The sequence below is a fragment of the Rhodoferax sp. genome (genome assembly GCF_023701345.1).
Classification (GTDB): Bacteria; Pseudomonadota; Gammaproteobacteria; order Burkholderiales; family Burkholderiaceae_C; genus Rhodoferax.
Genome location: NZ_JAMPXE010000002.1, coordinates 12360 through 38028, shown reverse-complemented (window position 1 = coordinate 38028; position 25669 = coordinate 12360). Strand labels below are relative to the sequence as shown.

Below are 25669 nucleotides of genomic sequence, written 5' to 3'. Positions count from 1 at the left end.
CCACCCAACTTCTTCAGGTAGTTCACCATGGCCAGCACAAACCAATCACCCCCGATGGCGACCGATAACGCCCCCATCAGCAACTTTTCGCATTGCCACGAAGGCATCCTGCGGCAACTGACGGTCATGGAAGATTTGCCGGCCCAGGCGCAGGCCGCCGAGCGGACGCGTCAGGCCGCCGAGAGCACGCGCAACTTCTTTCGTGACGTCATCTTCAATCACCATGAGGAAGAAGAGCGGGTGCTGTTTGAAGCCGTTCTGGCCAGCGCCGAGCCCGGCGCCGAGCTGACGCACGTCAAGGCCATCACCGACCGGTTGACCCGTGAACACCGGCAGATTGAAGCCATGTGGGCCAAACTGGAACCCCAGCTGAAAAAAATGGCCAAAGGGCAGACCGCTTTGCTCGATGCCGCCGCCGTGCAGCAACTGGTGAACGATTACCAGGCCCACGCCACTTTTGAAGAAGCCCAGTTTTTGCCCCTGTCCGAGACCATCCTGAGTCGCAACAGCAACCACATGGCGGCGCTTGGCCTGTCGCTGCATGTGCGGCACATCACCCAGGCGCCGTCCCCCACCTGAACAGGAGAAAGTATGAATCAGCTCGGTATCGTCAAACGCAACATTACCCGCGCCGACAAGGCAGCGGTCGCAAAACTGTCACGCTTTGGTGTCGCCACCATCCACGAGGCCATGGGCCGCGTCGGCCTCATGAAACCCTACCTGCGCCCGATCTACAACGAAGCCAAGATTTGCGGCACGGCGGTGACGGTGCTGCTGCAGCCGGGCGACAACTGGATGATGCACGTGGCCGCCGAGCAGTTGCAGCCCGGTGACGTGGTGGTGGCCGCCTGCACCACCGACAACGCGGACGGCTTTTTTGGCGACCTGCTGGCCACCTCCTTCCAGGCCCGTGGTGCCGTCGGTCTGGTCATCGACGGCGGCGTGCGCGACGTGAAAGACCTGACCGAAATGAACTTTCCCGTGTTCAGCAAGGCCATCCATGCCAAAGGCACGATCAAGGCCACGCTGGGCTCGGTCAACGTGCCCGTGGTGTGCGCCGGCGCCCAGGTCAACCCCGGCGATGTCGTCATTGCCGACATCGACGGTGTGGTGGTGGTGCCCGCCGCCCTGGCGCAACAGGTCGCCGATGCAGCCGAGGCGCGCGAGGCCAACGAAGGCGCCAAGCGCTCCATCTTTGCCTCGGGTGTGCTCGGGCTCGACTACTACAAGATGCGCGAAGGCCTGGAGAAAGCCGGTCTGAAATACATCGACTGAACACCTCCCCATGCAAACAGATCCCAAACAATGGCGCGTTGGCCTGGTCGGTTACGGCGAGGTGGGCCGCATTCTGGCAGAAGACCTGCGCGCCCAGAGCATCGCCGTCAGCGCCTATGACCTCAAGTTGGACAACGCGGACACCGCCGCGCCCCTGCAGACCCATGCGGCACAGCATGGTGTGGCTTTGCTCGGCGCCAGCGGTGAATTGGCGGCGGGCGCTGACCTGATCATCAGCGCGGTCACTGCCAGCCAGACCGTGCGGGTGGCAGAGGCCTGTGCCGACTCAGTCCGGCGAGGCAGCTTCTTCCTTGACTTCAACTCGGCTTCTCCGGGTGCCAAGCAGCGTGCTGCTGCCTCGATCGACGCAGCCGGTGGCCGTTATGTGGAAGGTGCCGTCATGACCAGCATCCCGCCGTACCGCATCAAGGTGCCGTTGCTGCTGGGGGGAGCACACGCCAATGCCTTGTGCCCGCTGCTCAATGCGATGGGCTTTGCCGCCAAGGTTGCCAGCGAGCAATTGGGCGTGGCCAGTGCCACCAAGATGTGCCGCAGCGTCATGATCAAGGGGCTGGAGGCCATGGTGATCGAGAGCTTCACCACAGCCCGCCACTACGGCGTGGAAGACGCGGTGGTGGCCTCACTCTATGAGACCTTCCCCGGCATCGACTGGGAAAAACAGGCCGCCTATTTCTTTCAACGCGTCATCGAGCATGGCCGACGCCGCAGCGAAGAAGTGCGTGAAGTGGCCGAGACCGTGCGTGATGCCGGTCTGACCCCCTGGTCAGCGTCGGGAACCGCCGAGCGCCAGGCCTGGGTGGCCGATCTGGCCGACAGCGGTGTGTTCGGCCCCAAAGGCACGCCTGAATTCGCCCGCAGCGCAGACTGGCGTGTCGAGGCCGACCGCATGCTCGCGCAGGTCAAACCAAGGAATGAACGATGAGCCAAGCCACCACAGGTGATTTCACCAAAACCTCCGGCTGGATGGACTGGTACGCCGGTCCTGCCAAGCCCACGTTCAAATTGCCCGCCGGTGCGGTGGACGCGCATTGCCACGTGTTCGGCCCGGGTGCCGAGTTCCCCTATGCCCCCGAGCGCAAGTACACGCCGTGTGATGCCTCCAAGGCGCAGCTGTTTGCGCTGCGCGACCACCTCGGATTCGACAAAAACGTGATTGTGCAGGCCACCTGCCATGGCGCCGACAACCGCGCGCTGGTCGATGCGCTCATCCATTCAGAAGGCAGGGCGCGCGGCGTGGCCACCGTGAAACGCAGCGTGAGCGACACCGAACTGCAGGCCATGCACGACGCCGGTGTGCGCGGCGTTCGCTTCAACTTTGTCAAGCGCCTGGTGGACTTCACGCCCAAGGACGAGCTGATGGAAATTGCCGCGCGCATCAAGCACTGGGGCTGGCATGTGGTGATCTATTTTGAAGCGGTGGATCTGCCCGAACTGTGGGATTTTTTTACGGCGCTGCCCACCACCGTGGTGGTCGATCACATGGGCCGCCCCGACGTGTCGCTGCCGGTGGACGGCCCGCAGTTTGCCCTGTTCCAGAAATTCATGCGCGAGCACGCCAACGTCTGGAGCAAGGTCAGCTGCCCCGAGCGCCTGAGCGTGACCGGCCCGAAAGCCCTGAACGGCGAGCAGAACGCTTACCGCGACGTGGTGCCGTTTGCCCGGGCGATCGTTGCAGAGTTCCCGAACCGCGTGCTCTGGGGCACCGACTGGCCGCACCCCAACCTCAAGGACCACATGCCCGACGACGGCCTGCTGGTCGACTTTATTCCGCACATCGCCCCCACCGCAGCGCTGCAGTACCAGCTGCTGGTGGCCAACCCGATGCGCTTGTATTGGCCTGAGCTGTCCCCGTCCTGAAGTGTCATTGCGCAGCGTGGCAATCCAGGTTTTTTTGATTTGAAGGAAATTTATGGCACTCGATAAACCCTACCTCGACGTCCCCGGAACCACCATTTTTGATGCCGAGCAAAGCCGCAAGGGCTACCACCTGAACCAGTTTTGCGTCTCACTGATGAAGCCCGAGAACCGCGCCCGGTTCAAGCAGGACGAGCGGGCCTACCTGGACGAATGGCCGATGACCGAAGAGCAGAAACTGGCCGTGATGGCGCGCGACCTGAACCGCTGCATGGCGCTGGGCGGCAATATCTACTTTTTGGCCCGCATTGGCGCCACCGATGGCCTGAGTTTTCAGCAAATGGCCGGTTCCATGACCGGCATGACCGAGGCCGAATACCGCGACATGATGCTGCACGGCGGCCGCACCATTGAAGGCAACCGCTTTGTCGGCGAAGACGGCGACGCCCAGCCCCAACACCAACCCCAGGGCCGTGCTGGCCAGAAAGTGCAGGCCTGACATGGCGCGCATCACCGCTTCCGTTTACACCTCGCACGTGCCCGCCATTGGCGCGGCGCTCGACTTGGGCAAAGACAAGGAACACTATTGGCAACCTGTCTTTGCCGGCTACGACTATTCCAAACAATGGATGAAAGACAACAAGCCGGATGTGATTTTTCTGGTCTACAACGACCACGCCACCGCGTTTAGTCTCGACATGATTCCCACCTTTGCCATTGGCACGGCGCCCCAATTTCCGGTAGCCGACGAAGGCTGGGGCCCGCGCCCGGTGCCGCCCGTCGTCGGTCACCCGGAGCTGGCCGCGCACATTGCCCAGTCGGTAATCCAGCAGGACTTTGACCTGACCATTGTCAACAAGATGCCGGTGGACCATGGCCTGACCGTGCCGCTGAGCCTGATGTGCGGCCAGCCACCGGCCGATGCTTTTGAATGGCCGTGCCCGGTGATTCCGTTTGCGGTGAACGTGGTGCAGTACCCGGTGCCCTCGGGCCAGCGCTGCTTTAAGCTGGGGCAGGCCATTCGCAAGGCCGTGGAAAGTTATGACCAGGACCTGAACGTCCAAATTTGGGGTACCGGCGGCATGAGCCACCAGCTGCAGGGTCCGCGCGCCGGGCTGATCAACCGCGAATGGGACAACGCCTGGCTCGATCAAATGATTGCCGACCCCGCCGCTTGTGCCCAAGTGCCGCACATCGACTACGTGCGCGAGGCCGGCAGCGAGGGCATCGAGCTGGTGATGTGGCTCATCGCACGCGGCGCCATGGCCGACGTGGCCGGCGGCAAGCCGCCTGTGGTCAAGCACCGCTTCTACCACGTGCCTGCGAGCAACACCGCCGTGGGCCACCTCATTCTGGAGAACGTATGAAGCCCATCAAAGTCGCGCTGGCGGGGGCGGGTGCTTTTGGCATCAAACATCTGGATGGCATCAAAAATATTGAAGGCGTGGAAGTTGTCTCTCTCATCAGCCGTGAGTTGGACAAGACCCGGGAAGTCGCCGCCAAATACGGCATTGGCCATGTGACTACCGAACTGGCCGAGAGCCTGGCGCTGAATGAGGTGGACGCCGTTATTTTGTGCACCCCGACGCAGATGCACGCCTCGCAAACGCTAGCCTGCCTGCGCGCGGGCAAACATGTCCAGGTGGAAATCCCGTTGTGCGACGTGCTCAAGGATGGCGAAGAAGTGGCGCAAGTGGCAGAAAAAAGTGGCCTGGTCGCTATGTGCGGCCACACCCGCCGCTTCAACCCCAGCCATCAGTACGTGCATAAGGAGGTCACGTCGGGCCGCTTCAACATCCAGCAGATGGATGTGCAAACCTATTTCTTCCGGCGCAGCAACATGAACGCGCTGGGCCAGCCGCGCAGCTGGACCGACCATTTGCTGTGGCACCATGCGGCCCACACGGTGGACCTGTTTGCTTACCAGTGTGGTAGCCCGGTGGTCAAGGCCAACGCCATCCAGGGGCCGATTCATCCCACGCTGGGCATTGCCATGGATATGAGCATCCAGCTCAAGACCGCCAATGGCGCGATCTGCACGCTGAGCCTGAGCTTCAACAACGACGGCCCGCTGGGCACCTTCTTTCGTTACATCGGCGACACCGCCACTTACATCGCCCGCTACGACGACCTGTTCAATGGCAAGGAAGAAAAGATCGACGTGTCCCAGGTGGCCGTCAGCATGAATGGCATCGAGCTGCAAGACCGTGAATTTTTTGTCGCCATCCGCGACGGCCGCCAGCCCAACAGCAGCTTAGGCCAAGTGTTGCCGTGTTACCGGGTGTTGCATGATCTGGAGCAGCAGTTGGGCGGGTAAACCATAGGCCGTCAGCCCAACTCACCATCTGCTGGCTGGTGGTATCTTGGCGCATACGAGGAAGAATAGGGGCATGCCATCATCAGGTATGCAGCGGATGACTCTTGAAGGACCAGTTGCTGTCGGTCGTCATGGACCGGTATATGCAACACTAAACTGATTGACCGGCTCGTAGCATGTATTAACGTACTTCCTGCATGTCTGCGCCCATTTCTGCATTTGGCACGGCATTTCAAAATGCACAAGTGATCAGTTGCCGGTGCGAATGAGCCCCCTAAGGTTTTCATTAACGTCTGTCCAGCTCAGATTGCTAAATGGACCTGCACCTGGTTCCTCAGCGATCGTCGGTTGCAGATTAAATGCGTCACCCCAACAAGGGCCATCGCGCCACTTGGGCACCACATGCGCATGCAGATGGTCAGACAGGTCGCCATAAAACGCGATGTTCACCTTGTCAGCAGCGCAGGCTGTGGACACAACCTTGGCAAGGCGGCTGACGGCTTCGAGGAACTCGCTTCGCTGCGTTGGCAGTAGGTCGAAAAGATCGCGAACATGCCAAGGTGACACCAGAACACAGCGTCCGGGGTGTTTGCTATCGATCAACAGAAGCGCATCCGCTCCGTTGACACGCCCCACCGGTTGCATACCATCGGGTAGGTGGCCATGCTTTAGAAAATCGCAGTATTTGCAGTCCATCACAGTTCAGATTTTTCGGTCAGTCTGATCTGCAGTGGTCTTCTGCAGTGCTTTCCAGGCCTGTGAGTAGACGACGCCTGTGCGGTTGACGTGTTCGCGCATCAGTGCATCGATCTGCGTGAAACCGCCCACTCGAAACAGCTCGACGAAGTCGCGGTGTTCATCGAAAGACTGGCTGCGCAAGGCATCAAAGGGCGCCGTCAACTGAGTGCGCAAAGCAGCAATCTTGCCAGAGACCAAGTCATAGGCAGCTCGCAGGTAGTCATTGCCGCAGTTTTCGAAAAAAGCTGCGTGGAAACGGGTGTCAGCCTGACCGTAAGCCACACGGTCGCCATCTCCGCGCGCCTTCTCCATGGCAGTCACCGCGTCAGACATTGCGTTCAGTGTTGCTTCCATATTTTGCGCATGGGCCATCCTGGCAGCCTGACTTTCCAGCATGTAGCGGTAGCTACAGATGGCGTCAATATCTTCTTCGCTGGGTTCGAACACATAACTGCCACGTTGCGGTTTGATCACGACGAGACCGATACGCTGCAATTGGTTTAAAGCTTCTCGCACGGGCGTTCTGCTGATGCCCATGGCTTGCGCCAGGGACTCTTCGGGAATCATTTCACCAAGGGCAAATTCCCCATCGGTGATGGCGTCGCGGATGCGCTGGGTTGCCAGGGTGGCCAGTGAACTGGTGGGCGCTAGCTTGAGCGATCGTTTCACAATTTTCCTTCCAGGGTAGTCCATGTTGGGATGGTTGCTCATTGTATGTGAGGTACAAGTTTGATGGAAATTGCCAACATAGGGTAAACACCAGTTCACATGTAATGCCTTACATACAACAATACATCAAGCGCATATACAACCCTATCAACCCAATTTCATGATGACATCCTTACCCTTTATCGAAGTTGCCATTCTTGCAATATCGGTGAGTTTGTACTTTTTCAGTCAAGTAGGTTCGCCTTGCGTTGGGCGGTTGTCAGCGCGCGGTGCGGCCCTTGAGCATTTCAGGAAATAGCCGCCATGAACAAGCTCACACAGGCAGGGGCGCTGCGGACTCTGCTTCAGTCGGGTCAGATCGTGATGGCGCCAGGCGCACCAGACGCGTTGACCGCACGGTTGATTCAGCAGGCAGGATTTCCTGCTATCTACATGACGGGATTCGGTGCAACAGCCACTCGCCTTGGATGTCCGGACATCGGACTGATGACGCAGACCGAGATGACAACGCACGCCAGGGACATGGTACGCGTGGTTGAGATTCCGGTGATTGCCGATGCTGACACCGGCTATGGAGGCCCCTCCAACATCCATCGCACCGTACGTGAGTATTTGCAGGCAGGTGTTGCCGCCATACATCTGGAGGACCAGGTGGCACCCAAACGTTGTGGCCAGATGGCGGGCATCCGTTTGATGGATGCGGGCGAGGCTGCGCTGCGCTTACGCTGCGCCGTTCAGTCGCGCGGTGATGATGACCTGTTAATCATCGGCCGCACCGATGCACTTCCTGCCGCGGGGATAGACGAGGCGGTTCGCAGGGCCAAGCTTTTCCAGGACACAGGTGTGGACCTGGTATTTGTCGATGGCATTAAAAAAATCGCCGAGATCGAGGCTATTGCCAGGGCGGTGAATGGGCCCAAAGTTGTGTCAATCGTCGATGGCAACGAGACGGTCGCACTCACGGCCGCAGACCTGCAGGAGATGGGGTTCTCCGTTGTGTTTTATGCCGTTACGACGCTCTTTACCGCAGTCAAGGCGGTAAGCGATGCACTCCTGCGATTGAAGGTAGATGGAACCCCAGCCGCTGCTGCCAGCGGTATGGTGAGCTATGCCGACTTCTCGGAGCGCATAGGTCTGCCATTTCATAAACATCTCGATGACCAGTTTGGGCATTGAGTTCAACTTTTTACGAGAAGCACACAGACATCATGACTATGACAGCCACCGCCCAATCCACTGTACTGCAGGAACTTCTTGAAAAACTCGGCCCCACCGCCGTTTTGACAGGCAACAATCTGCCGGTTCGAAATCACAATGACTACAGCGGCATGTTGCCGTCACGTCCGCTGGCAGTGGTTCGTCCATCCGATACCCAGGGGATTTCGACCGTGATGCGCCTTTGTAACCTGCATGGAATTGCGGTGGTTCCCCAAGGCGGATTGACAGGCTTGTGCGGCGGTGCACGAGCTGGAGAGGACCAGATTGCACTCTCGATGGAGAGAATGGTCGGCATAGAAGAGATTGATCCAGCTTCGGCCACCATGACCGTCCGGGCCGGAACGCCGTTGGAGACAGTGCAGCAGGCCGCGGCAGATGCGGGCTTCTTTTGTCCACTCGATCTGGGTGCACGCGGATCTTGTGCCATAGGAGGCAATCTCTCGACCAACGCTGGTGGTAACCGGGTTATCCGATACGGGATGGCACGGGAGATGGTTCTTGGTCTCGAGGCGGTCTTGGCCGATGGCACCGTGGTTACCAGCATGAACAAAATGATCAAGAACAATGCCGGCTTTGATCTAAAGCACCTGTTCATCGGCAGTGAAGGAACGCTTGGCATTATCACGCGCATTGTGTTGAAGATGTTTCCCAAGCCGGCGTCAACCATGACGGCAATTTGCGCAGCCGATGATTTTGAAACAGTGCTTCGTTTGCTGTCGTCGGCGCGCAGCGAGCTCGGACCGCTGCTGTCAGCCTTTGAAGTGATGTGGCCTGACTACTGGACTTTTGCAACGACGCAAGCGCCTGGTGTTCGCAATCCATTTGGCCATGATGCGCCTCCTCGTGCGGCCTATGTATTGATCGAAGCGCTTGGTACCGACCCGACCCTGGATGCCCCCCGTTTCGAAGCGTGGCTGGGGCGCTTGCTTGAGAACGGTGTGATCCCCGATGCAGCAGTTGCCCAGTCGGTGGCGGACGCCGGTGCCTTCTGGGGCGTGCGCGATGCTTGTGGCGAGCTGCATACCTTATGGCCGCGCCACATGGCTTTTGACATTGGACTTCCGGTTGCCGCTATGGATGAATATGCACGCCGCTGCAAGGAAAAACTGGCGGAACGCGTGCCGGGATGCCTGTCGGTGTTCTACGGGCATATTGGTGACGGCAACATGCATATTGTGGCCTTCCTACCCGGCGTTGCCACTCAACCCAAAGACGATGTCGAGGAGGTGGTTTATGAACTGGTGCGCGCTTATCACGGCACCGTCTCAGCAGAGCACGGGATCGGCACGTTGAAGCAACGGTGGTTGGGGCACGCCCGAACGCCCGAAGAGATCGCACTGATGCGCACGCTGAAGGGTGCACTTGATCCAAAGAACCTGCTCAATCCCGGCAAGGTGGTTTGATTTTCAACCAAGTCGGTGGTATTTTGCTGCCGCAATTTTTAAGGAGATAGACTGATGGCTACGTGTTTTAACCGACGTTTCGCCCTGGTGGCAGGAACAGCCCTGGTTTTGGGCACCTCTTTTGCGACTGCGGTACAGGCAGCCGACTGGCCAGCCAAGCCGGTAACCCTGATCGTACCTTGGGGCGCCGGTGGTGGAACAGATGCAACCGCGCGCATGATCGGCACGTTGTTGGAGAAGGAACTTGGTGTACCCGTTCCGGTTGTCAATCGAACGGGGGGGTCAGGCGTGGTGGGCCATAGCGCAATCGCTTCGGCAGCGCCGGATGGTTACACCATCGGCGTGGCTACGCTGGAGATCGGCAGCATGCACTACCAGGGGCTGACGACTCTCACCTATCAGTCCTACGCACCGATCGGGATCTACAACTCTGACCCGGCAGCGGTATTCGTGCGGATGGACTCGCCCTACAAGACAGCCAATGACTTGGTAGGTGCCATTCGCGCCAGTGCGAACCGCGCCTTTAAGGCCTCGGGTTCGGCTCAAGGTGGCGTGAATCACCTGGCAATGGCTGGCATGTTGTTGGCGTCGGATATTCCAGCTGATCGCGTGGCCTGGGTTCCGTCAGAAGGTGCAGCCCCTGGTTTGCAGGATCTGGCGGCTGGCGGCGTGCAGTTCGCTGTAGCCTCTCTGCCCGAGGCGCAAGCCTTGATGGATGCTGGTCGCATCCGGCCCGTTGCTATTTTCGCTGACAAACGCGCGGCTGCAAAATCGGATTTACCAACGTTTACCGAAGCTACAGGAAAGTCCTGGTCCATGGGATCATGGCGCGGCTTGGTTGCGCCAAAGGGTACTCCTCCAAATATCCTGGCGACTCTGCAAAAAGCTGTGGCGAAGGTCGTTGTGAATCCGGAATACCTCAAGTTCATGAATAGTCGCGGATACGCAACCCAGTGGAATGCCGGCGATGAGTTTGTGAGCTTCATGAAAAAGTCTGATGCGGACGTTGGATCGACCCTGCGTGCAGTAGGTATTACCAAGTAGTAAGTGGTGATTTAAGTAGTGATTTTTGTATATGTCTGACTGCGGTTTTGGCGCAGTCAGACATGGAGATGTTTATATGCGGCTTCACGATGCGTTTAGTGGTCTTTTCTTTATGGCATTGGGGCTTGCCGTGCTGCTCATAGCACGGCATTTCCCTCAGATGCCTGGGCAAGAAATTGGCCCATCGACCTTTCCCACCCTGATCGGGACATGCATGATGATCGGTGGTGCAATCGTTGCCGCAATGTCGCTAAGACGCTTGCGCAAGAGCGCGCTTGTCACGCTGGATCCTGGTTGGTACCAGCCTCTCCACCTGGCAAGCGTGGTTTTCTGTCTCTTGGGTACCCTGGTACTCTCCATCTGGTTCGAAGATATCGGTTTTCCGCTTGGCGCGCTGGTGATGTGCACGGGAATGTACCTGCTGTCGGGCTTGCGCAAGCCGTTGATTTTTGTCATGGCGGCTGGTTTCGTTGCCATAGTGGCTCTGGTGATGACCCGAATGCTTTACGTGCCTTTGCCAATGGGGAGCTGGTTGTGATGCTCGATCATATGTCGGCTGCATTGCCGCTTGTTTTCAATGCACAGACGCTGATAACGATGCTGGCGTGCGCGGCTTTTGGCCTGTTCGTCGGGGCGGTACCCGGACTGTCGGCCACGATGGCAACAGCCATGCTGGTGCCTTTAACCTTCTATATGCCACCCGTGACGGCGATTGCCGCTATCGTCACGACGGCATGCATGGCGATTTTCGCTTCTGATATACCTGCGGCTCTTATACGCATTCCCGGAACTGCAGCGTCGGCAGCATATGTGGACGAAATGCACGAATACGCCAAGCAAGGACGTGCAGGACGAGCACTTGGCATTTCGGTCATATGTTCATGCATCGGCGGGATATTTGGCACCTTGATTCTCATCTTGGCAGCTCCGCAACTGGCAGAAGTTTCCATCAATTTCACCAGCTTCGAGTATTTCTGGCTGGCTCTTCTGGGCTTGTCTGCCGCTGTCATGCTGGGAACCGGATCCGTCATCAAAGGACTGCTTTCATTGGCGCTTGGATTATTGATAGCGACAGTGGGTCAAGATGCATCTTCTGGCTATCCTCGATTTACCTTCGACCAGCCTTCTCTGATCAGTGGCGTATCTTTTGTACCAGCACTCATCGGTATGTTCGCCATTCCCGAGGTCATACGCACGCTGCTCGGCGCAACACAGGTAAAAAGACCTAAGAGTGTCGGCAACTTCCGAACCATCTTTGATGGTCTGGGTGGTTCATTATTCAAATATCGATTTAACGTAGTGCGCGGCTCGCTGATTGGCACCATCATTGGTATCTTGCCGGGAGCAGGATCCGATATCGGTTCCTGGATTGCCTACGCGACGGCAAAAATGCGCTCCAAGACGCCAGAGAAGTTCGGAACAGGCCACGATGAAGGTTTGGTTGAAGCCTGCTCAGCGAACAACGCCGCGTTGTCGGGTGCGTATGTGCCTGCTCTGGTTTTTGGCATTCCCGGCGACTCGATCACGGCCATCGTGATTGGTGTCCTCTACATGAAAGGCCTCAACCCCGGTCCGATGATCTTTGTTAACAACGCGCCGCAGGTCATGGCGATTTTTCTGGTGTTCCTGCTGGCCAATCTGCTAATCATCCCGCTGGGTCTGTTGGCGATCCGTGTGGGGACCAAGGTACTCGTCGTCCCGAAACTGATCCTGGCACCGCTGATCCTCGTGTTCTGTATCGTCGGCTCGTATGCAATTGATGCATCGGCATCCGGCATCGTCATCATGCTGGTGATGGGGGTCATCGCCTACATGATGGAGGAAAATGGGTTCCCCGTGGCTCCCACCATCCTTGGCATCGTGATGGGTGGACTGGTCGAACGCAGCCTGACTACCTCATTGATCAAGTCCGATGGTTCCATGCTGGCTTTTTTCGAGCGTCCGATTGCGGGAGGGCTGGGCGTGTTTACCCTGACCTTGTGGTGTTTGCCGATCCTGTTGAGGTTTTTTAGAAAACCCAGGATCACGATGGTTACGAGTGGCAACTGAACTTGGGTGCGGCATCGTGAGCCAAGTTGTGATCACGCTTGACGAACCCGAGTTGCGCTGCTTGGAACCAGTTTGCCAGCGTATACGTCAGGCCAGCAGCCGTGGTTCAACAATCCCTTGTGCACCCGGCCTGAACATCAGCAGCCGACCGGCATGTGGATCGGTCTCCAGGTCTTTCTCGCCTCGGCACAGCGACGTCACCAGCATGGTTTGGCCATCGGCGCCACCGAAGGAGCACATGGTCGGTTTTTGCATCGGCAGCATGAACTTGTGATCAAGCTTGCCCTGCGGGGTGAAGCGCATGATGCTGCCTTCATCCAGACCGCAAATCCAGTAGCAACCATCCACGTCCACCGCCGCGCCGTCCGGGCGTCCCGGCGCATCGCGCAGGTCGACAAACGGGCGCTTGTTGCTCGGAACACCGGCGTCGGTGTCGTAGTCAAATTGCCAGAGCATGCGCACATCGCGATGGGTGTCGGAGCAATAAAAGGTCTTGCCATCCGGGCTGAAGGCCGAACCGTTCGGAATCACAAAGTCGCCAAAGTCGGAGGCGATGAGCCCCTCCTGGCGGGTGTAGCGAAACCAGCTTCCGGACGCATCACCCAGCGAAATGTCCATCACCATGGTGGACACCCAGAGCCGCCCTTGCCGGTCACAACGTCCGTCGTTGAAGCGCATGCCGGTCTTCGGGTGGGTGATTGAGGCCAGCCGTGTCATGCCGGCGGCCTCGCTCTCACCCAACTCCACATCAAAAATGCCGGTCTCGCAACAACACACCAGACCACCGTCGGGACGCAGCACCATGCTGCCGATTTTCTCTGTCACCGACCAGTGACGGGTTTCACCGGTGGCCGGGTCCAGACGGAATACCTTGCCAGCCTGGTCGATCCACAACCAGCAAGCCGAATTCACATCCCAGACCGGGCTTTCGCCAACGGCGTTACGTACCTCAGGACATAGCAGCGCATCCGCGCTCAGGGTGGTTATCTTCATCACATTGTCCTTTGCAAAATGGTTGGATCAGGCCGCGTTGGCGCTGGCAAGTCGGCGTAGCAGACGTTTATGCCGGTATCTGCTGATCACCGGAAAGAACAGCGACAGCAAGGCGATGACCAGGAAGGTGGCGGTGATCGGGCGGGTATAGAGGAAGTCGTAGCTGCCGTTGGACAACGACAAGGCGCGCCGGAAGTTGCTCTCAGCCATCGGGCCCATGATCAGCGCCAGCACGATGGGTGAGGGCGGGAAATCCCACTTCTCCATGAAGTAGCCCAGCACGCCAGCAGCGAGCATGATGCCGATGTCGAACATGCTGTTGTTGATCGCGTAGGTGCCCACCACACACAGCGCCAGGATGGTGGGTGTCAGTACCGACTTGGGCATCTGCAGGATCTTGCCGATGAAACGCAGCGACCCCAAACCAATCACCAACATGGCCAGGTAACAGAACAACATGCCCGCAAACAGGGTGAACACCAGATCGCTGTGATCCTTGAACAGCAGCGGGCCAGGTTGCAAACCTTGCAGCGTCAGCGCCCCCAGCATCACTGCGGTGGTGGCATCCCCCGGAATGCCCAGTGTCAGCATCGGCAACATGGCGCCACCGGTACAGCCATTGGCGCCGGATTCGCAGGCCGCAACAGCGGACAGTTCACCCTTGCCAAAGTTCTCCGGGTGCTTGCTGAAGCGTTTGGCTTCGTTGTAGGCCACAAACGCCGCGATGTCGGCACCGGCACCCGGGATCGCCCCGATGAAAATCCCCAGACCCGCCGAACGCAGAATCGTGAAGATCAGGCCTTTGAAGACCGACCAGGGCGGAATGATGCGGCCCAGTTCTGCGGCCTTCCTCTTGACGATGTCGCTGGTTTCCATCTGCTTGAAGGCTTCAGCAGCGGCAAACAGGCCGATCATCACCGGGATGAACGGCACACTCATCAGCTCAACAAAACCGCCGGTAAACCTTGGGAAGCCGCCCATCGGATCAAGCCCGATGGTGGAGATCAGCAGGCCGACAAAACCGGCAATCAGGCCCTTGACCAGCGATTTGCCCGAGATGCTGGCGATGATGCTCAAACCAAAGACGGCCAGTGCAAAGGTCTCCGACGCGCTGAATTCAAGGGCCACACCCGCCAGCAGGGGCGCCATGAACACCAGCACGATAACGCTCAGGGTACCGCCGATGAACGACGAAAGGGTCGCTGTGCCCAGCGCAATGCCGGCCATGCCCTTTTTGGTCAGCTCAAAACCGTCGATCGCCGTGGCGGCCGCGGCGGGGGTGCCTGGAATTTTCAGCAGGATGGCGGTAATGGAACCGCCATACACCCCGCCGAAATACACGCCGGAAATCATCAGCAGGCCCGACACCGGGTCCATGCCAAAGGTGAAGGGCAACAGGATCGCTACCCCCATGGTCGCGGTCAGACCCGGCATGGCACCGATCACAATACCCACGGCAACGCCGATCACAGCCAGCAGCAGTGCCATGGGTTGGTGCGCCAAGGCGGCAAACCCGTTCAAAAGCAAATTCAGTTCTTGCATGGCAAGTCTCCAACGAAGTGGTTCGTTTTATTCAAACAGGCTGCCGAACGGCAAAGGCACATTCAGTCCGGTCGAAAAGGTGAAGTAAAGGACTGCGGTGATCGTGAGGGCAAGGAGCGGGTTCCAGGCCTTGTGCCGCATGCCCATCAGCCACATCAGAAACGACAGATAGGTGACGGTGACCAATCCATAACCGAGGTAGGGCATGGCGGCGAGACAAATCACCGAACTGACGATGCCGACAAAGGTTTTGCGGTAGTTGCGGACTTCCACATTGATCACCATGCCCTCAGGCACTGCGGACGGCGTTGGCCTGCCTTTGATCAGATGGCGGCCGATCAGCATCGCGCACAGCACCAGCAGTGCAACTGCGTAAATTTGAGGAAACCGCGCCGAACCGATATCTGTGGCTAGGCCAGTGGTAGGGAATTTGCGCGAAAAGAATATCGCGGCGACGGCCAACATCGAAACGATGCCGGCGATAACGATGTCCATGTTCCAACCCGCAGATTTCAGCTCTGTTGGGGTGGAGGCTTGGGATGTAGTCATGGTTTAGAACCTCACGAGTTGGCAGCACAAAGCACCCGGGCCGGGCACGAAGCCCACCGGGAAACGTTGGCTGACCTTGCTATGTCGTCCGGTCTGCCCGCTGTCACCGGGCAGCATCAGGTTTTACTTGGCGATGCCGAGTTTGGTCATCAGGGTTTTGAAGAACAGGTTGTCCTTGTCAATGGCCGCTTTGAATGCCGGGGCATCAAGATAAGCGTGTGTCAGGTTCATCTTGGCCAACTGATCCTTGAAAGCCGGGTCTTCCACGGTCTTTTTGGCTGCGGTGCGCAACACGTCCTGAACGTCTTGCGGGGTCTTCTTGGGGACCACAATGCCGCGCCAGGTCAGGATGCTCAGGTCCACGCCCTTTTCCTTCAGTGTGGGCACTTTGTCAAACGAAGGCAGGCGCTGATCGGCCATCACGGCCAAGATCTTGACCTTGCCAGCCGTGACATGACCCACCACTTCAGCGGGGCTGACCGTAACGGCTTCGATGTGACCACCGAGCAGGGCCGTCACAGCGGGGTTGGCGCCGTCATACGGGATGTGGTTGAACTTGGCGCCGGTCTTGTCCGACAACGCTTCCGCTGCCAGATGCCAGATGGCGCCGGTACCTGAATTGCCGATGCGCACCTTGCCCGGATTGGCCTTGGCATAGGTCATGAACTCTTCATAGGTGTTCCATGGCGCACTCGCGTTGACCGAAATGGCCGCCGGCTCCGCGTTCAGGCGGGCGATAGGCGCAAAATCATCAGCCGCGAACTGCACCAAGCCCATATGCGGCAGCATGGCGATTTCCACCGTGCCGGTACCGATTTTGTAGCCATCGGGACGCGTCATCGCGATTTCAGACAAACCCACGGCACCACCGCCGCCGGTCTTGTTGACCACACCGATGGCCTTGGGCAGATATTTCTTGGCCGTGTCCACAAAGGCGCGGGTCACCAGGTCTGTCCCACCGCCAGCGGAATAAGGCACCACCACTTCAATCGGCTTGGTCGGGTAGTCGGCAGCCCGAACCGGGGCACTGAGTAAAAGGGTGGAGGCGCACATCGCCGTCAACAAACGCGCTATCACTGTTTTCGATTTCATCATTTCTCCTGATTGTTAAAAATTAGTACAGTTGGTGAAAAAACTACACAAAATGAGGTCCCCGACGCGATGGTCAGGAACTCTCTATGCCGCGCACTGCGTCTTCCACGCAGCAACAAAGCATTCGGCTTGCCTGGACAACTGCGCAAGCGAGACTCCAGGCGAATACAAGGCGGAACCCAATCCGAAACCGCTGACGCCGGCGGCCAAGTAAGGTGACATGTTGGTGGGTGTGATGCCCCCCACCGGGAACAGACGCGTTGCTTTGGGTAATACAGCACGCATCGCCTTGATGATGGCGGGTGACACCAGTTCGGCCGGGAACAGCTTCAGCGCATTGGCACCGGCCTTAAGTGCCGCAAAGGCCTCGGTCGGTGTGACGATGCCGGGCAGACTGATCAGACCATGGGCTTTGGCGGCGCTGATCACATCGGTATCAGCATGTGGCATCACCACCAGATCGGCGCTGATGTCTTTCAGGCGCGTCACATCGGCTGTATCCAGCACCGTACCGGCACCCACCAGGGCATCCTCTGGCAGACACTGACGGATGCGGCCAATGCTGGTGAACGGGTCTGGCGAGTTCAGCGGGACTTCGATCAGGCGAAAGCCCGCCTGGTACAAGGTCTTGGCTACAGGCTCAGCTTCGGCTGGGGTCAGGCCGCGAAGAATTGCCACCAGGGGCAAATGCTGCAGCGCGATCTCAAAACGGGTATGAATTTCGTGGGTCATCATGGGGTCTCAGTTCAGTATGTGCATCGGTTTTTTGAGCAATCCAAGCGCCTTGGCAAACTCCCACAAGCCACGGGGGGCCGGGTTGTCGAGAATTCCGGCCACCGCCACGCCCATTGCCGCAAAAGCACTTGCATAACGCTGGCACAGGGTGCCCTCACCGATCAGCAACAACGGACCTTGCGCCTGCAAGACAGTTGACGACTTGGCCAAGCCTGAAACCAGTTCGTGGCCGATCAACAGCCCAGATAAGTAGCTCTTGAGAAGGTGGGACGGCAAACGCTCCGTCAGTCCAAGGGTCCGGGAGGCAAAGATCTGGTGTGTGAAATCACCAGGCTGGCTGTCGCGCGCGGCCTGCAAACCCTGCATGAAGGCGGCCTTTTCGGCTCCGGCCTCGGCAGAGGTCTCGTCGGTCATCAGTCGGCCTAGGATGGAATGCTTGACCAGAACGGAGAAAATTTCGCCGGTCATGTAGCTGGAAAAGTGGGTGATCCGCCCGTTTCTGATCTGGACCCATTTGGAATGCGTCCCGGGCAGCACCATGGTGGCGCGCTCGGCGAGCGCCGGGTTTTCTGCCAGGGCCCCAGCAATCTGGATTTCCTCGCCACGAATCACATCAGGGGCCATGCCGACTTCATCCAACAGCACACCTGGCGCAATGACCACGTCGACACCTGCTCCGCTTGGCATACGCACACTGTGTGCAGCCAGTGAACCGACGTCAGCAGGACAGCGCACATACGGTGCTTCTTTCCAACCCTGGATACTGCCGATCATGCCCCCGGCAACGACTGGCAACTGCGGCCAGTTCGCCAGCCAGTCACCGGCAATGTCAGCAAAAGCCTTTTCAAAACCTGCTGCACCTGGCACGGGAAGCGATTGCAGACCCTGGGAGGTGCTGCGGGTCTGTAGCACCTGCCCATCGCCGCCCAATAAAAAAGCGCGCAAACTCGATGTGCCCCAATCCAGCGCCAGCAGTTCAGGGGTATGCTGCTTGTTGATGTCATTCATGACGGTTTCGCTCCAGTCCCAGCTTTTCAGATATGTCTTGGGCTACGGCATAAACAGTCGGGCCCAGAGCCAACAGCCTTTCTTTTGGGATGTAAGGCACCGCGCTGGCGACGCTGACTGCCGCCACCACCGCACCGCTGACGTCCCTGATCGGTGCGGCCACGCAGCGGATTCCGAGTTCGTTCTCCTCCAGATCCATGACCCACCCCTGCGCCCGGTAACGCAGCATGTCCTCTTGGTATTGCGGCCACGGACTCAGCAAGACACGCTCCCCTGCATTCACCTTCTCGGCCACAGCCTCGTTGTACAGCGCCTGCCAGGCATCCGGTGCCAATCCCAACATCAGCGCCTTACCCACGCCAGTGGAGGCCAGAGGCATGCGATGGCCGACCCGGGACCGCATTTCAAGGCCCTTGGTTCCGGAAATCTTGTCCAGGTAAAACACCCGGTTTTCTTCCCGCGTGCCCAAATGCACCGTATCACCGGTCTGTACCGCCAGTGCTTCAAGATACGGCCGGGCCAGTGCACCTAGCGGGCGCTGCTCACTTGCCTTGGCGCCCAGATAGATCAGTCGGAAACCGAGCGTATAGCCACCGTATGGGACGTGGTGCAGATAACCCTCGTTGACCAGACTGTTGAGCATGCGGTGGGTGGTGCTGCGGGGCGTTCCAAGATGTGTTGCGATGCCTTTCACATCCGATATGCCCTGCGCCACACATTCAAGCAAGGCCAATCCGCGCAACAGGGTTTGCGTACCGCCGCCTTTCTGGGCGTCTTTTGTTTCGGTCGGCAGTGATGGTTTGGTTGGACTGTTCAATGGGCACCTCAACTTTGTCTCAAATACTTAGTTTGTTGACCAAATAGTAAGATTAAAGTACCATTGTGTCAAATAGTTTTTATGTGTCCATATAGTGAGACTATTTAAGTGGGAACTATCCCAATTTAGCAGCTGATTTTCATCACAAGGAAAAAGAGAATGTTCAAGGACTTGAAAGACAAACGCGTATTGATCACCGGTTCAACAGCAGGCATCGGGCTGGCAACTGCACAGACCTTTGCTCGTTATGGCGCAAAAATAGGAATCACCTCACAGGCAATGACCGATGGCGTGCAGCAATCGCTTGAAGGTTTGCACCAAATCGGAGGCGAAGCCGAGTTTTTTCAGGGCGATCTGTGTAATACCCTGGAGTGCAAGGATCTGATCGAGCGTTTCGTCGCTCGATTTGGCGGAATTGACGTGGTTATCAACAACGTTGGCGGGTTGGTCGGTCGCAAACAGATCAGCGAAATTGACGATGAATTTTTTGATCGGGTGTTCGATCTGAATGCTCGGTCGGCGCACATGGTCACCAAGTACGCGATGCCTCATCTGAAGGCCTCGGCGCAGGCCAGCGGTACCACATCCTCGGTGATTCTGGTAGGCTCGTTTGCGAGTTACATGGGCGGTGGTCCGGGCGCTTCGCTTTATGCTGCCGCCAAGGCCTGGATCCATACCATCCAAAAAAATTGGGTGACGTCTTACACCAAGGACGGCGTCCGTTTTAATGTCGTGGCACCAGGAACCGTGGATACCGCTTTCCATGCCGATAAGAACGATGCGGTGCGCGCCCAGATTAATGCCACCATCCCGATGGGCCGTTTTGCTACCGCGCAAGAGATTGCACCAACCTTTTTGTTCCTTGCTTCACATGCCTGCAGTGGCTACATCACGGGACAGATCATCAATGTCAATGGTGGTCAGTACATGCCCTGATTTCCGATCTTGAGGCAAGCCGGTGTTTTTGCTGGCTTGCCGAATGGCCAAGGATTTGCTGCCCACGAACTGAATCCGGATAATGCCTGCCGCTGCGCAACCGAAGTTAAATCCACCCCTTTCAAGTCAGGACTGCGCGATTTCATTCGCCGCATGTATTGGCACAAAACGTATGGCCGCTGTTGGAAATAACCGACACCACGGTCCCTCGGGCGGTGCTACCTTCAGGTTTTTTTGAAATCCTGCAAGGAAACACCATGCCCAAAACCCTGATCGAACCGTTTCGCATCAAAAGTGTCGAGCCCATCCGCATGACCACGCGGCCTGAGCGCGAGCAACTGCTGGAAGCCGCCAAACTCAACGTGTTCAAGCTGCGCGCCGAAGACGTGTTGATCGATTGGCTCACCGACTCCGGCACTGGCGCCATGTCTTCGCGCCAGTGGGGCGCCATCATGGAAGGCGACGAGAGTTACGCCGGGGCGCGCAGCTTTTACCGGCTGGAGAAAGTGATTCAAGACATCACCGGCATGCAGTTCTTTGTGCCAACACACCAGGGCCGTGCCGCAGAAAAAGTATTGTTCACCGCAGTGTGTAAAAAAGGCGACGTGGTGCCCAACAACTGCCACTTTGATACCACCCGCGCCAATCTGGAATATCTGGGCGTCGAGGCGCTCGATCTGGTGATTGCCGAGGGCTTGCAGCCCGCCACCCTCCATCCGTTCAAGGGCAATATTGACTTGGATCGGGCGGAGGCATTGCTGAAAGAGCGGGGTGACCAGATACCTTTTGGCATGATCACCGTGACCAACAACACCGGCGGCGGCCAGCCGGTGTCGATGGCCAACATCCGCGCCTACGCCAAGCTACTCAAGGCGCATGGCAAGCCCTTCATCATGGACGTTTGCCGCTTTTCCGAAAACGCCATGTTCATCAAGATGCGCGAACCGGGCTACGAGAACACGCCGATCAAAACCATCGTGCAAGAGATGTTCAGTTATGCCGACGGCGCCACCATGAGCGCCAAAAAAGACGGCATGGTCAACATTGGCGGCTTCATCGTGCTGCGCAGCGAGGAGTGGATGGACGCGGTGCGCAACGTGCTGATCATGACCGAGGGCTTTCCCACCTATGGCGGCCTGGCCGGGCGCGACCTGGAGGCGCTGGCCGTGGGGCTGGAGGAGGGCATGCAGGAAGACTACCTGCGCTACCGTCTGCGCACCGCCGAATACCTGGGCGAGCGCCTTGACGCGGCGGGTGTGGGCTTTGTCAAACCCACCGGTGGCCACGCGGTTTACATCGACGCCCGCACCGTGCTGCCCGACATGCCGGTGGCGCATTACCCGGCCTGGGCGCTGTGCAACGCTTTGTACCTGGAGGGCGGCATTCGCGGTGTGGAAATTGGCTCGGTGATGTTCGGCAAGCGCCTGCCTGACGGTACCGAGACCTACCACAGCATGGAGCTGGTGCGGTTGGCTTTTCCGCGGCGCATGTACACGCAGAGCCACTTCGACTATGCGGCTGAGGTGATTGATGAGGTCAAGCAAAAAGCCGCCAGCATCCGCGGTGTGAAGATTACCAAGCAGCCGCAGTATTTGCGGCACTTCACTTGTGAATGCGCCTGGGTGTGAGGCGCTCGGCCCTTATTTGGCCGCGTTGAGCCGCTTCACCCCCGCCACAAAACGGGCCAGCGTGTTGGAGAGCACGCCCCGTGGAATGGTGATTTCGATCAACTGAAACTTGCCGCGCGTGGCCATGGCTTTGTCCAGTGCCGCCTTGAGTTCGGCCCGGGTGCCCACGCGCACACCGTCGCCGCCCAGCCCGGCCGCTATTTCGGCAAAGCCCCAGTGGCCCAGGTCATTGAAGCCGGACTCGGGCTGGAAGGTGCGCAGCATTTCCCAGCTGGCGTTGTTGAACAGCAGCACGATCGGGTCCCAGCCATAGCGCTTGCAGTTGCCCAGCTCCCAGCCGGTCATCTGGAAGGCGCCGTCGCCGACCAGAATCAGCGGGCGTTCACCGGTGGCGGCTTGCAGGCCCAGGCCAGCGGGAACGCCAAAACCCATGGTGGCGTAATAGCCGGGCGCCACCAGCGCGGTGTGGCTGATTTCCATGGCGGTGAACAGGCAGTCGCCCATGTCGGAGGCCATTGGCATCTTGCCGTGCCTGGCCATCAGGTCGTTCACGGCCGTGGCAATGTCGGTGGGTGTGATGCTTTGGTCGTCCTCGGCCAAGCCGGTGGGAAAGCTTTGCGGCGTCACGCTGAAGGCCTTGTCGGGCCCGGGCACACGTTCCAACATGCGGTTGACCACGGCGGCCAGCGGCAGCTTGGCGTAGGTGTGGTAACCGATGTTGACCTGGCCGTTCAAGGCCTGGATGGTCTTGCGCATGTCGATCTTGGTCTCGGACACGGCAAAGTTGGTGTCGCAGATGATCTCGCCCAGCAGAAACAGGCCGTCGGAGCTTTCCACAAGCTGCGTCACTTCCGGGAACCCCGCCACACCCATGTAGGTGCCGATCAGCGGCGCGTCCTGGTCGGCCAGCAGACCGCGGCCCATGAAGCTGGTGACGACCGGCAGCCCCAGGCGGCGCGACAGGGTGGCGACCTTGTCTTCCAGGCCATAGCGGCGCACTTCCACGCCGGCCATTAAAACGGGCGATTTGGCACTGGCGAGGCGCTCCAGGATTTCATCGACACAGGCATCGAGCGCGTCGGGGTCCACCTGGAACGCGGCTTCGGGCACCACCTCCAGGCAGGGCACGGCCACCATGTCGCGCGGAATCTCGATGTACACCGGCTCGGAATGGCGCAGGCAGTTGGCCAGCACGCGGGCAATGTCGGCCGGGGCGCGTTCGGCGTCGTCCAGGCGCACCTGGTCGCAGGTGATTTCCTTGAAAATCTGAAACTGGCTGTCAAGCGTCTTGGCCTGGTGGTGCAGCAGCAGGCCCGAGCGTGACTCGTTCTTGCCCGGCCCGCCCGAAAGCACCACCAGCGGCGATTTCTCGGCAAAGGCGGCGGCCACCGAATTGATCATGTTCAAGGCACCCGCGCCGTAGGTGACCGCCGCCACGCCCAGACTGCCATTGATGCGGGCAGCGGCATCGGCCGCAAAACCCACGCCGGGCTCGTGGCTCAGGGTGTAAAGCGGCAAAATCTGCGACTCTTCGATGATGCGGAAGTAGGGCAGGGCAAAGTCGCCGGGGATGCCAAAAATCTGCCGCGCACCGTGCTTTTTGAGCGCGGTCAGCAGTTGTTCGGTGAGATTCATGAGGAACGTCTCCTGGGTTGAAGTGCCCGCATTATCACGTTAGGGTGCGTCATTGCGAGGAGCGCCAGCGACGCGGCAATCCATGCATTTATGGACTCTGGATTGCCGCGCTACGCTCGCAATGACAGCCGGGGTTGACACATTCAGCCAAAACGAGGCGATTTTTTGCCAGTTAACATCAAGAGATCAAATCAACAGGAGTTTTCAAGATGGGCATCACAACGGTTGGCATCATTGGCGCGGGCACCATGGGTAACGGCATTGCACAGGCTTGCGCCGTGTCGGGCATCAACGTGGTCATGGTGGATATTTCAGAGGCCGCAGTGGCCAAGGGCATCGCCACCGTGTCTGGCAGCCTGGACCGCTTGCTCAAGAAAGAAAAGATCACGGCGGATGCCAAGGCTGCAGCGCTGGCCCGCATTCAGGGCAGTACCAGCTACGACGACCTCAAAGACGCGCAACTGGTGATTGAAGCTGCCACTGAAAATTACGATCTCAAGGTCAAGATACTCAAACAGCTCGATGCCTTGCTGGCTCCGGAAGTGCTGGTGGCCTCCAACACGTCTTCCATATCGATTACCAAGCTGGCCGCCGTGACCACTCGCCCGGACCGTTTTATCGGCATGCATTTCTTTAACCCGGTACCGATGATGGCGCTGGTTGAAATCATCCGTGGCCTGCAAACCAGCGACGCCACCCACGCGGCGGTGCACGCCATGGCTACCGCCCTGGGCAAAACCCCGATCACCGTCAAGAACGCCCCCGGTTTTGTGGTCAATCGCATCCTGGTGCCGATGATCAACGAGGCCTTCTTTGTGCTGGCTGAGGGGCTGGCCACGGCCGAGGACATTGATGCCGGCATGAAACTGGGCTGCAACCAGCCGATCGGCCCGCTGGCGCTGGCCGACATGGTCGGTCTCGATGTGTGCCTGGCGGTGATGGAGGTGTATCTGAGCGAGTTTGGCGACAGCAAGTACCGCGCCTGCCCCTTGCTGAAAGAAATGGTGGCAGCCGGCCGGCTGGGTCGCAAAACCGGGCAGGGTGTGTACCAGTACTGACCGCTTTGAGCGCTTGCGGCGACAATGCGGCTCCTATTTTGATTGATGGTCGGGCTGGTCCCCGGCGCTTTTATGTCTTTGATTACGCCTACCGAAGTGCGTCCCGCCCTCCTGCGCGACGCCAAGTCCATTGCCGACATCCGCACCCGCTCCAGTCAGGCCGCCTTCAAAGCCGTTTTCCCCGGCGAGGCCGTGCCCCTGGGCGGCACCCCCGAGCACAGCCTGGTTTACTGGCGCGAGGCCATTGAGTACAGCGAACCCCAGGTGCTGGTGGCCGTACAGGGCTCGACCGTGGTGGGTTTTGTCGGCTTTGACCGCTCGCGCGACCCCAAGACGCCCAACACCATGGGTGAAATCTGGTCGCTTTATGTTCAGCCCGAGCAGTGGGGCCAGGGCGTCGGGCTGGCGCTGTGGGACGCAGCGCGTGAAGGGCTGACTTTTGAGGGCTGTACCAAGGTCAGCGCCTGGGTGCCGCTGGGTTTCGAGCGCGCCCTGCGCTTTTTTGACATGGCCGGTTTCAAGCGGGAAATGACCAGCATCAAAACCGTGCCCATGGGCAACACACGGGTCGAGGAAATCCGCTTCAAACGCGATTTGAACTGATTACCTCGCCGCCAAAATGCTGGGTGAGCTTGTCAATGTATTGCTCGACCATTTTCTCGAACTCGGCCTCGACCACAGGCGCGACCATCATTTTCATCAGGCCCGGCAAGGGCAGGGTGAGTTCACCCTGAATCTTCAGCACCAGCTGGGTGGATTTTTTCTTGTCGGTGATTTGCCAGGAGCCTGACACCAGCGCGTTGCCTTCGCCCGGCACCGGGGTCCAGACGATGCTGCCCGTGGCCTTGTCGCACACGTATCTGGATGCATAAATGGTTTGCAGGCTGATCTGGGCGATGCCGATCTTTTCCATTTCCCAGCGATAAACGCCATCGCCCAGGTCCACCAACTGATCCACTTTCGGGAAGAAACTGGCGGACTTCGGCACGTCAGACAGAGTGCCAAAGACGGTGGTGTGGTCAGCCTTGACGGCAAATTCATATCCCAGATCGATGTTGACAATGATGGTCATGCGTGGATTTCCGTTC

Annotated in this window: 27 protein-coding genes; 16 read left to right on the top strand and 11 right to left on the bottom strand. The window is 58.7% G+C overall.

Annotation, left to right across the window (positions count from 1 at the left end):
• Nucleotides 1–27: 27 nt before the first annotated feature.
• From NDI87_RS00590 to NDI87_RS00560, 7 genes are read left to right on the top strand one after another with little or no spacing between them, the layout of a single operon-like run.
• Complete coding sequence (locus tag NDI87_RS00590; RefSeq protein WP_296272799.1) at nucleotides 28–579, top strand: hemerythrin domain-containing protein; 552 nt, start codon at nucleotides 28–30, stop codon at nucleotides 577–579.
• Nucleotides 580–591: 12 nt separating this feature from the next.
• Complete coding sequence (ligK, locus tag NDI87_RS00585) at nucleotides 592–1275, top strand: 4-carboxy-4-hydroxy-2-oxoadipate aldolase/oxaloacetate decarboxylase (protein ID WP_296272797.1); 684 nt, start codon at nucleotides 592–594, stop codon at nucleotides 1273–1275.
• A gap of 10 nt (nucleotides 1276–1285) precedes the next feature.
• Nucleotides 1286–2218: an NAD(P)-dependent oxidoreductase gene (locus tag NDI87_RS00580; RefSeq protein ID WP_296272796.1), complete on the top strand. Its 933-nt coding sequence runs from the start codon at nucleotides 1286–1288 to the stop codon at nucleotides 2216–2218.
• Nucleotides 2215–3153: an amidohydrolase family protein gene (locus NDI87_RS00575; RefSeq protein ID WP_296272795.1), complete on the top strand. Its 939-nt coding sequence runs from the start codon at nucleotides 2215–2217 to the stop codon at nucleotides 3151–3153. Before NDI87_RS00580 ends, NDI87_RS00575 begins: the two co-directional genes overlap by 4 nt.
• A gap of 52 nt (nucleotides 3154–3205) precedes the next feature.
• Nucleotides 3206–3649, top strand: coding sequence for a protocatechuate 4,5-dioxygenase subunit alpha (gene ligA, locus NDI87_RS00570; protein ID WP_296272794.1), 444 nt, complete (start codon nucleotides 3206–3208; stop codon nucleotides 3647–3649).
• Between the two features lies 1 nt (nucleotide 3650).
• A complete protein-coding gene (locus tag NDI87_RS00565) occupies nucleotides 3651–4517 on the top strand; it encodes a class III extradiol dioxygenase subunit beta (protein ID WP_296272793.1) in 867 nt (288 codons plus the stop codon).
• Nucleotides 4514–5467, top strand: coding sequence for a Gfo/Idh/MocA family oxidoreductase (locus tag NDI87_RS00560; RefSeq protein WP_296272792.1), 954 nt, complete (start codon nucleotides 4514–4516; stop codon nucleotides 5465–5467). Before NDI87_RS00565 ends, NDI87_RS00560 begins: the two co-directional genes overlap by 4 nt.
• Before the next feature lie 249 nt (nucleotides 5468–5716).
• Here the strand turns inward: NDI87_RS00560 and NDI87_RS00555 are convergent, their stop codons facing one another.
• Both NDI87_RS00555 and NDI87_RS00550 read right to left on the bottom strand, forming a co-directional pair.
• Entirely contained in the window at nucleotides 5717–6163 is a 447-nt protein-coding gene (locus tag NDI87_RS00555; protein ID WP_296272791.1) for an HIT family protein, read from the bottom strand.
• 6 nt (nucleotides 6164–6169) lie between these two features.
• Nucleotides 6170–6898 carry a GntR family transcriptional regulator gene (locus tag NDI87_RS00550; protein ID WP_296272790.1) on the bottom strand — a complete coding sequence of 243 codons (729 nt, stop codon included), beginning with the start codon at nucleotides 6896–6898 and terminating at the stop codon, nucleotides 6170–6172.
• A gap of 279 nt (nucleotides 6899–7177) precedes the next feature.
• Here NDI87_RS00550 and NDI87_RS00545 point away from each other — a divergent pair, with 279 nt between their 5' ends.
• The 5 genes from NDI87_RS00545 (at nucleotide 7178) to NDI87_RS00525 (ending at nucleotide 12588) form a co-directional block, all read left to right on the top strand.
• Complete coding sequence (locus NDI87_RS00545) at nucleotides 7178–8050, top strand: isocitrate lyase/PEP mutase family protein (protein ID WP_296272789.1); 873 nt, start codon at nucleotides 7178–7180, stop codon at nucleotides 8048–8050.
• 32 nt (nucleotides 8051–8082) lie between these two features.
• Complete coding sequence (locus NDI87_RS00540) at nucleotides 8083–9495, top strand: FAD-binding oxidoreductase (RefSeq protein ID WP_296272788.1); 1413 nt, start codon at nucleotides 8083–8085, stop codon at nucleotides 9493–9495.
• Nucleotides 9496–9549: 54 nt separating this feature from the next.
• Nucleotides 9550–10539, top strand: coding sequence for a tripartite tricarboxylate transporter substrate binding protein (locus tag NDI87_RS00535; protein ID WP_296272787.1), 990 nt, complete (start codon nucleotides 9550–9552; stop codon nucleotides 10537–10539).
• Nucleotides 10540–10615: 76 nt separating this feature from the next.
• On the top strand, nucleotides 10616–11077 hold the full coding sequence (locus NDI87_RS00530) for a tripartite tricarboxylate transporter TctB family protein (RefSeq protein ID WP_296272786.1): 462 nt from the start codon (nucleotides 10616–10618) through the stop codon (nucleotides 11075–11077).
• Complete coding sequence (locus tag NDI87_RS00525) at nucleotides 11077–12588, top strand: tripartite tricarboxylate transporter permease (RefSeq protein ID WP_296272876.1); 1512 nt, start codon at nucleotides 11077–11079, stop codon at nucleotides 12586–12588. Before NDI87_RS00530 ends, NDI87_RS00525 begins: the two co-directional genes overlap by 1 nt.
• An 87-nt stretch (nucleotides 12589–12675) precedes the next feature.
• Here the strand turns inward: NDI87_RS00525 and NDI87_RS00520 are convergent, their stop codons facing one another.
• The 7 genes from NDI87_RS00520 to NDI87_RS00490 form a co-directional block, all read right to left on the bottom strand.
• Nucleotides 12676–13581: an SMP-30/gluconolactonase/LRE family protein gene (locus NDI87_RS00520; RefSeq protein ID WP_296272785.1), complete on the bottom strand. Its 906-nt coding sequence runs from the start codon at nucleotides 13579–13581 to the stop codon at nucleotides 12676–12678.
• A 27-nt stretch (nucleotides 13582–13608) separates the two neighbouring features.
• Nucleotides 13609–15123 carry a tripartite tricarboxylate transporter permease gene (locus NDI87_RS00515; RefSeq protein WP_296272784.1) on the bottom strand — a complete coding sequence of 505 codons (1515 nt, stop codon included), beginning with the start codon at nucleotides 15121–15123 and terminating at the stop codon, nucleotides 13609–13611.
• Between the two features lie 27 nt (nucleotides 15124–15150).
• Complete coding sequence (locus tag NDI87_RS00510) at nucleotides 15151–15672, bottom strand: tripartite tricarboxylate transporter TctB family protein (RefSeq protein WP_296272783.1); 522 nt, start codon at nucleotides 15670–15672, stop codon at nucleotides 15151–15153.
• Nucleotides 15673–15795: 123 nt separating this feature from the next.
• Nucleotides 15796–16764 carry a tripartite tricarboxylate transporter substrate binding protein gene (locus NDI87_RS00505; RefSeq protein ID WP_296272782.1) on the bottom strand — a complete coding sequence of 323 codons (969 nt, stop codon included), beginning with the start codon at nucleotides 16762–16764 and terminating at the stop codon, nucleotides 15796–15798.
• A gap of 84 nt (nucleotides 16765–16848) precedes the next feature.
• Nucleotides 16849–17499: a 2-dehydro-3-deoxy-6-phosphogalactonate aldolase gene (locus NDI87_RS00500; protein WP_296272781.1), complete on the bottom strand. Its 651-nt coding sequence runs from the start codon at nucleotides 17497–17499 to the stop codon at nucleotides 16849–16851.
• A 6-nt stretch (nucleotides 17500–17505) separates the two neighbouring features.
• Complete coding sequence (locus tag NDI87_RS00495) at nucleotides 17506–18507, bottom strand: 2-dehydro-3-deoxygalactonokinase (protein ID WP_296272780.1); 1002 nt, start codon at nucleotides 18505–18507, stop codon at nucleotides 17506–17508.
• The gene (locus tag NDI87_RS00490; protein WP_296272779.1) at nucleotides 18500–19324 is read right to left on the bottom strand and encodes an IclR family transcriptional regulator; all 825 of its coding nucleotides are present in this window, start codon (nucleotides 19322–19324) and stop codon (nucleotides 18500–18502) included. Before NDI87_RS00490 ends, NDI87_RS00495 begins: the two co-directional genes overlap by 8 nt.
• Before the next feature lie 159 nt (nucleotides 19325–19483).
• Between NDI87_RS00490 and NDI87_RS00485 the strand changes: the two genes are divergently transcribed.
• Nucleotides 19484–20260, top strand: a complete 777-nt coding sequence (locus tag NDI87_RS00485) for an SDR family NAD(P)-dependent oxidoreductase (RefSeq protein WP_296272778.1) — start codon at nucleotides 19484–19486, stop codon at nucleotides 20258–20260.
• Between the two features lie 257 nt (nucleotides 20261–20517).
• On the top strand, nucleotides 20518–21888 hold the full coding sequence (locus tag NDI87_RS00480; RefSeq protein WP_296272776.1) for a tryptophanase: 1371 nt from the start codon (nucleotides 20518–20520) through the stop codon (nucleotides 21886–21888).
• Between the two features lie 12 nt (nucleotides 21889–21900).
• Here NDI87_RS00480 and ipdC read toward each other — a convergent pair whose 3' ends face one another.
• Nucleotides 21901–23523 (bottom strand): indolepyruvate/phenylpyruvate decarboxylase, encoded by a 1623-nt coding sequence (ipdC, locus tag NDI87_RS00475; protein WP_296272774.1) that lies wholly within the window; start codon nucleotides 23521–23523, stop codon nucleotides 21901–21903.
• 209 nt (nucleotides 23524–23732) lie between these two features.
• On the opposite strand from ipdC, the gene NDI87_RS00470 reads away from it, so the two are divergent.
• Both NDI87_RS00470 and NDI87_RS00465 read left to right on the top strand, forming a co-directional pair.
• Nucleotides 23733–24581: a 3-hydroxybutyryl-CoA dehydrogenase gene (locus tag NDI87_RS00470; protein ID WP_296272773.1), complete on the top strand. Its 849-nt coding sequence runs from the start codon at nucleotides 23733–23735 to the stop codon at nucleotides 24579–24581.
• An 81-nt stretch (nucleotides 24582–24662) separates the two neighbouring features.
• Nucleotides 24663–25184, top strand: a complete 522-nt coding sequence (locus NDI87_RS00465) for a GNAT family N-acetyltransferase (RefSeq protein ID WP_296272874.1) — start codon at nucleotides 24663–24665, stop codon at nucleotides 25182–25184.
• On the opposite strand, the gene NDI87_RS00460 is transcribed toward NDI87_RS00465, so the two are convergent.
• A complete protein-coding gene (locus tag NDI87_RS00460) occupies nucleotides 25165–25653 on the bottom strand; it encodes an SRPBCC family protein (protein WP_296272771.1) in 489 nt (162 codons plus the stop codon). The two genes, NDI87_RS00465 and NDI87_RS00460, sit on opposite strands and share 20 nt — an antisense overlap.
• Between the last annotated feature and the right edge of the window lie 16 nt (nucleotides 25654–25669).

Coding starts and splice junctions, on each gene's coding strand:
- NDI87_RS00590 (WP_296272799.1), top strand. CDS start 28: ATGGCCAGCACAAACCAATCACCCCCGATGGCGACCGATAACGCCCCC.
- NDI87_RS00565 (WP_296272793.1), top strand. CDS start 3,651: ATGGCGCGCATCACCGCTTCCGTTTACACCTCGCACGTGCCCGCCATT.
- NDI87_RS00555 (WP_296272791.1), bottom strand. CDS start 6,163: ATGGACTGCAAATACTGCGATTTTCTAAAGCATGGCCACCTACCCGAT.
- NDI87_RS00480 (WP_296272776.1), top strand. CDS start 20,518: ATGCCCAAAACCCTGATCGAACCGTTTCGCATCAAAAGTGTCGAGCCC.
- NDI87_RS00540 (WP_296272788.1), top strand. CDS start 8,083: ATGACTATGACAGCCACCGCCCAATCCACTGTACTGCAGGAACTTCTT.
- NDI87_RS00470 (WP_296272773.1), top strand. CDS start 23,733: ATGGGCATCACAACGGTTGGCATCATTGGCGCGGGCACCATGGGTAAC.
- NDI87_RS00560 (WP_296272792.1), top strand. CDS start 4,514: ATGAAGCCCATCAAAGTCGCGCTGGCGGGGGCGGGTGCTTTTGGCATC.
- NDI87_RS00460 (WP_296272771.1), bottom strand. CDS start 25,653: ATGACCATCATTGTCAACATCGATCTGGGATATGAATTTGCCGTCAAG.
- NDI87_RS00525 (WP_296272876.1), top strand. CDS start 11,077: ATGCTCGATCATATGTCGGCTGCATTGCCGCTTGTTTTCAATGCACAG.
- NDI87_RS00515 (WP_296272784.1), bottom strand. CDS start 15,123: ATGCAAGAACTGAATTTGCTTTTGAACGGGTTTGCCGCCTTGGCGCAC.
- NDI87_RS00575 (WP_296272795.1), top strand. CDS start 2,215: ATGAGCCAAGCCACCACAGGTGATTTCACCAAAACCTCCGGCTGGATG.
- ipdC (WP_296272774.1), bottom strand. CDS start 23,523: ATGAATCTCACCGAACAACTGCTGACCGCGCTCAAAAAGCACGGTGCG.
- NDI87_RS00520 (WP_296272785.1), bottom strand. CDS start 13,581: ATGAAGATAACCACCCTGAGCGCGGATGCGCTGCTATGTCCTGAGGTA.
- NDI87_RS00510 (WP_296272783.1), bottom strand. CDS start 15,672: ATGACTACATCCCAAGCCTCCACCCCAACAGAGCTGAAATCTGCGGGT.
- NDI87_RS00545 (WP_296272789.1), top strand. CDS start 7,178: ATGAACAAGCTCACACAGGCAGGGGCGCTGCGGACTCTGCTTCAGTCG.
- NDI87_RS00485 (WP_296272778.1), top strand. CDS start 19,484: ATGTTCAAGGACTTGAAAGACAAACGCGTATTGATCACCGGTTCAACA.
- NDI87_RS00530 (WP_296272786.1), top strand. CDS start 10,616: ATGCGGCTTCACGATGCGTTTAGTGGTCTTTTCTTTATGGCATTGGGG.
- NDI87_RS00500 (WP_296272781.1), bottom strand. CDS start 17,499: ATGATGACCCACGAAATTCATACCCGTTTTGAGATCGCGCTGCAGCAT.
- ligK (WP_296272797.1), top strand. CDS start 592: ATGAATCAGCTCGGTATCGTCAAACGCAACATTACCCGCGCCGACAAG.
- ligA (WP_296272794.1), top strand. CDS start 3,206: ATGGCACTCGATAAACCCTACCTCGACGTCCCCGGAACCACCATTTTT.
- NDI87_RS00550 (WP_296272790.1), bottom strand. CDS start 6,898: ATGGACTACCCTGGAAGGAAAATTGTGAAACGATCGCTCAAGCTAGCG.
- NDI87_RS00580 (WP_296272796.1), top strand. CDS start 1,286: ATGCAAACAGATCCCAAACAATGGCGCGTTGGCCTGGTCGGTTACGGC.
- NDI87_RS00535 (WP_296272787.1), top strand. CDS start 9,550: ATGGCTACGTGTTTTAACCGACGTTTCGCCCTGGTGGCAGGAACAGCC.
- NDI87_RS00495 (WP_296272780.1), bottom strand. CDS start 18,507: ATGAATGACATCAACAAGCAGCATACCCCTGAACTGCTGGCGCTGGAT.
- NDI87_RS00505 (WP_296272782.1), bottom strand. CDS start 16,764: ATGAAATCGAAAACAGTGATAGCGCGTTTGTTGACGGCGATGTGCGCC.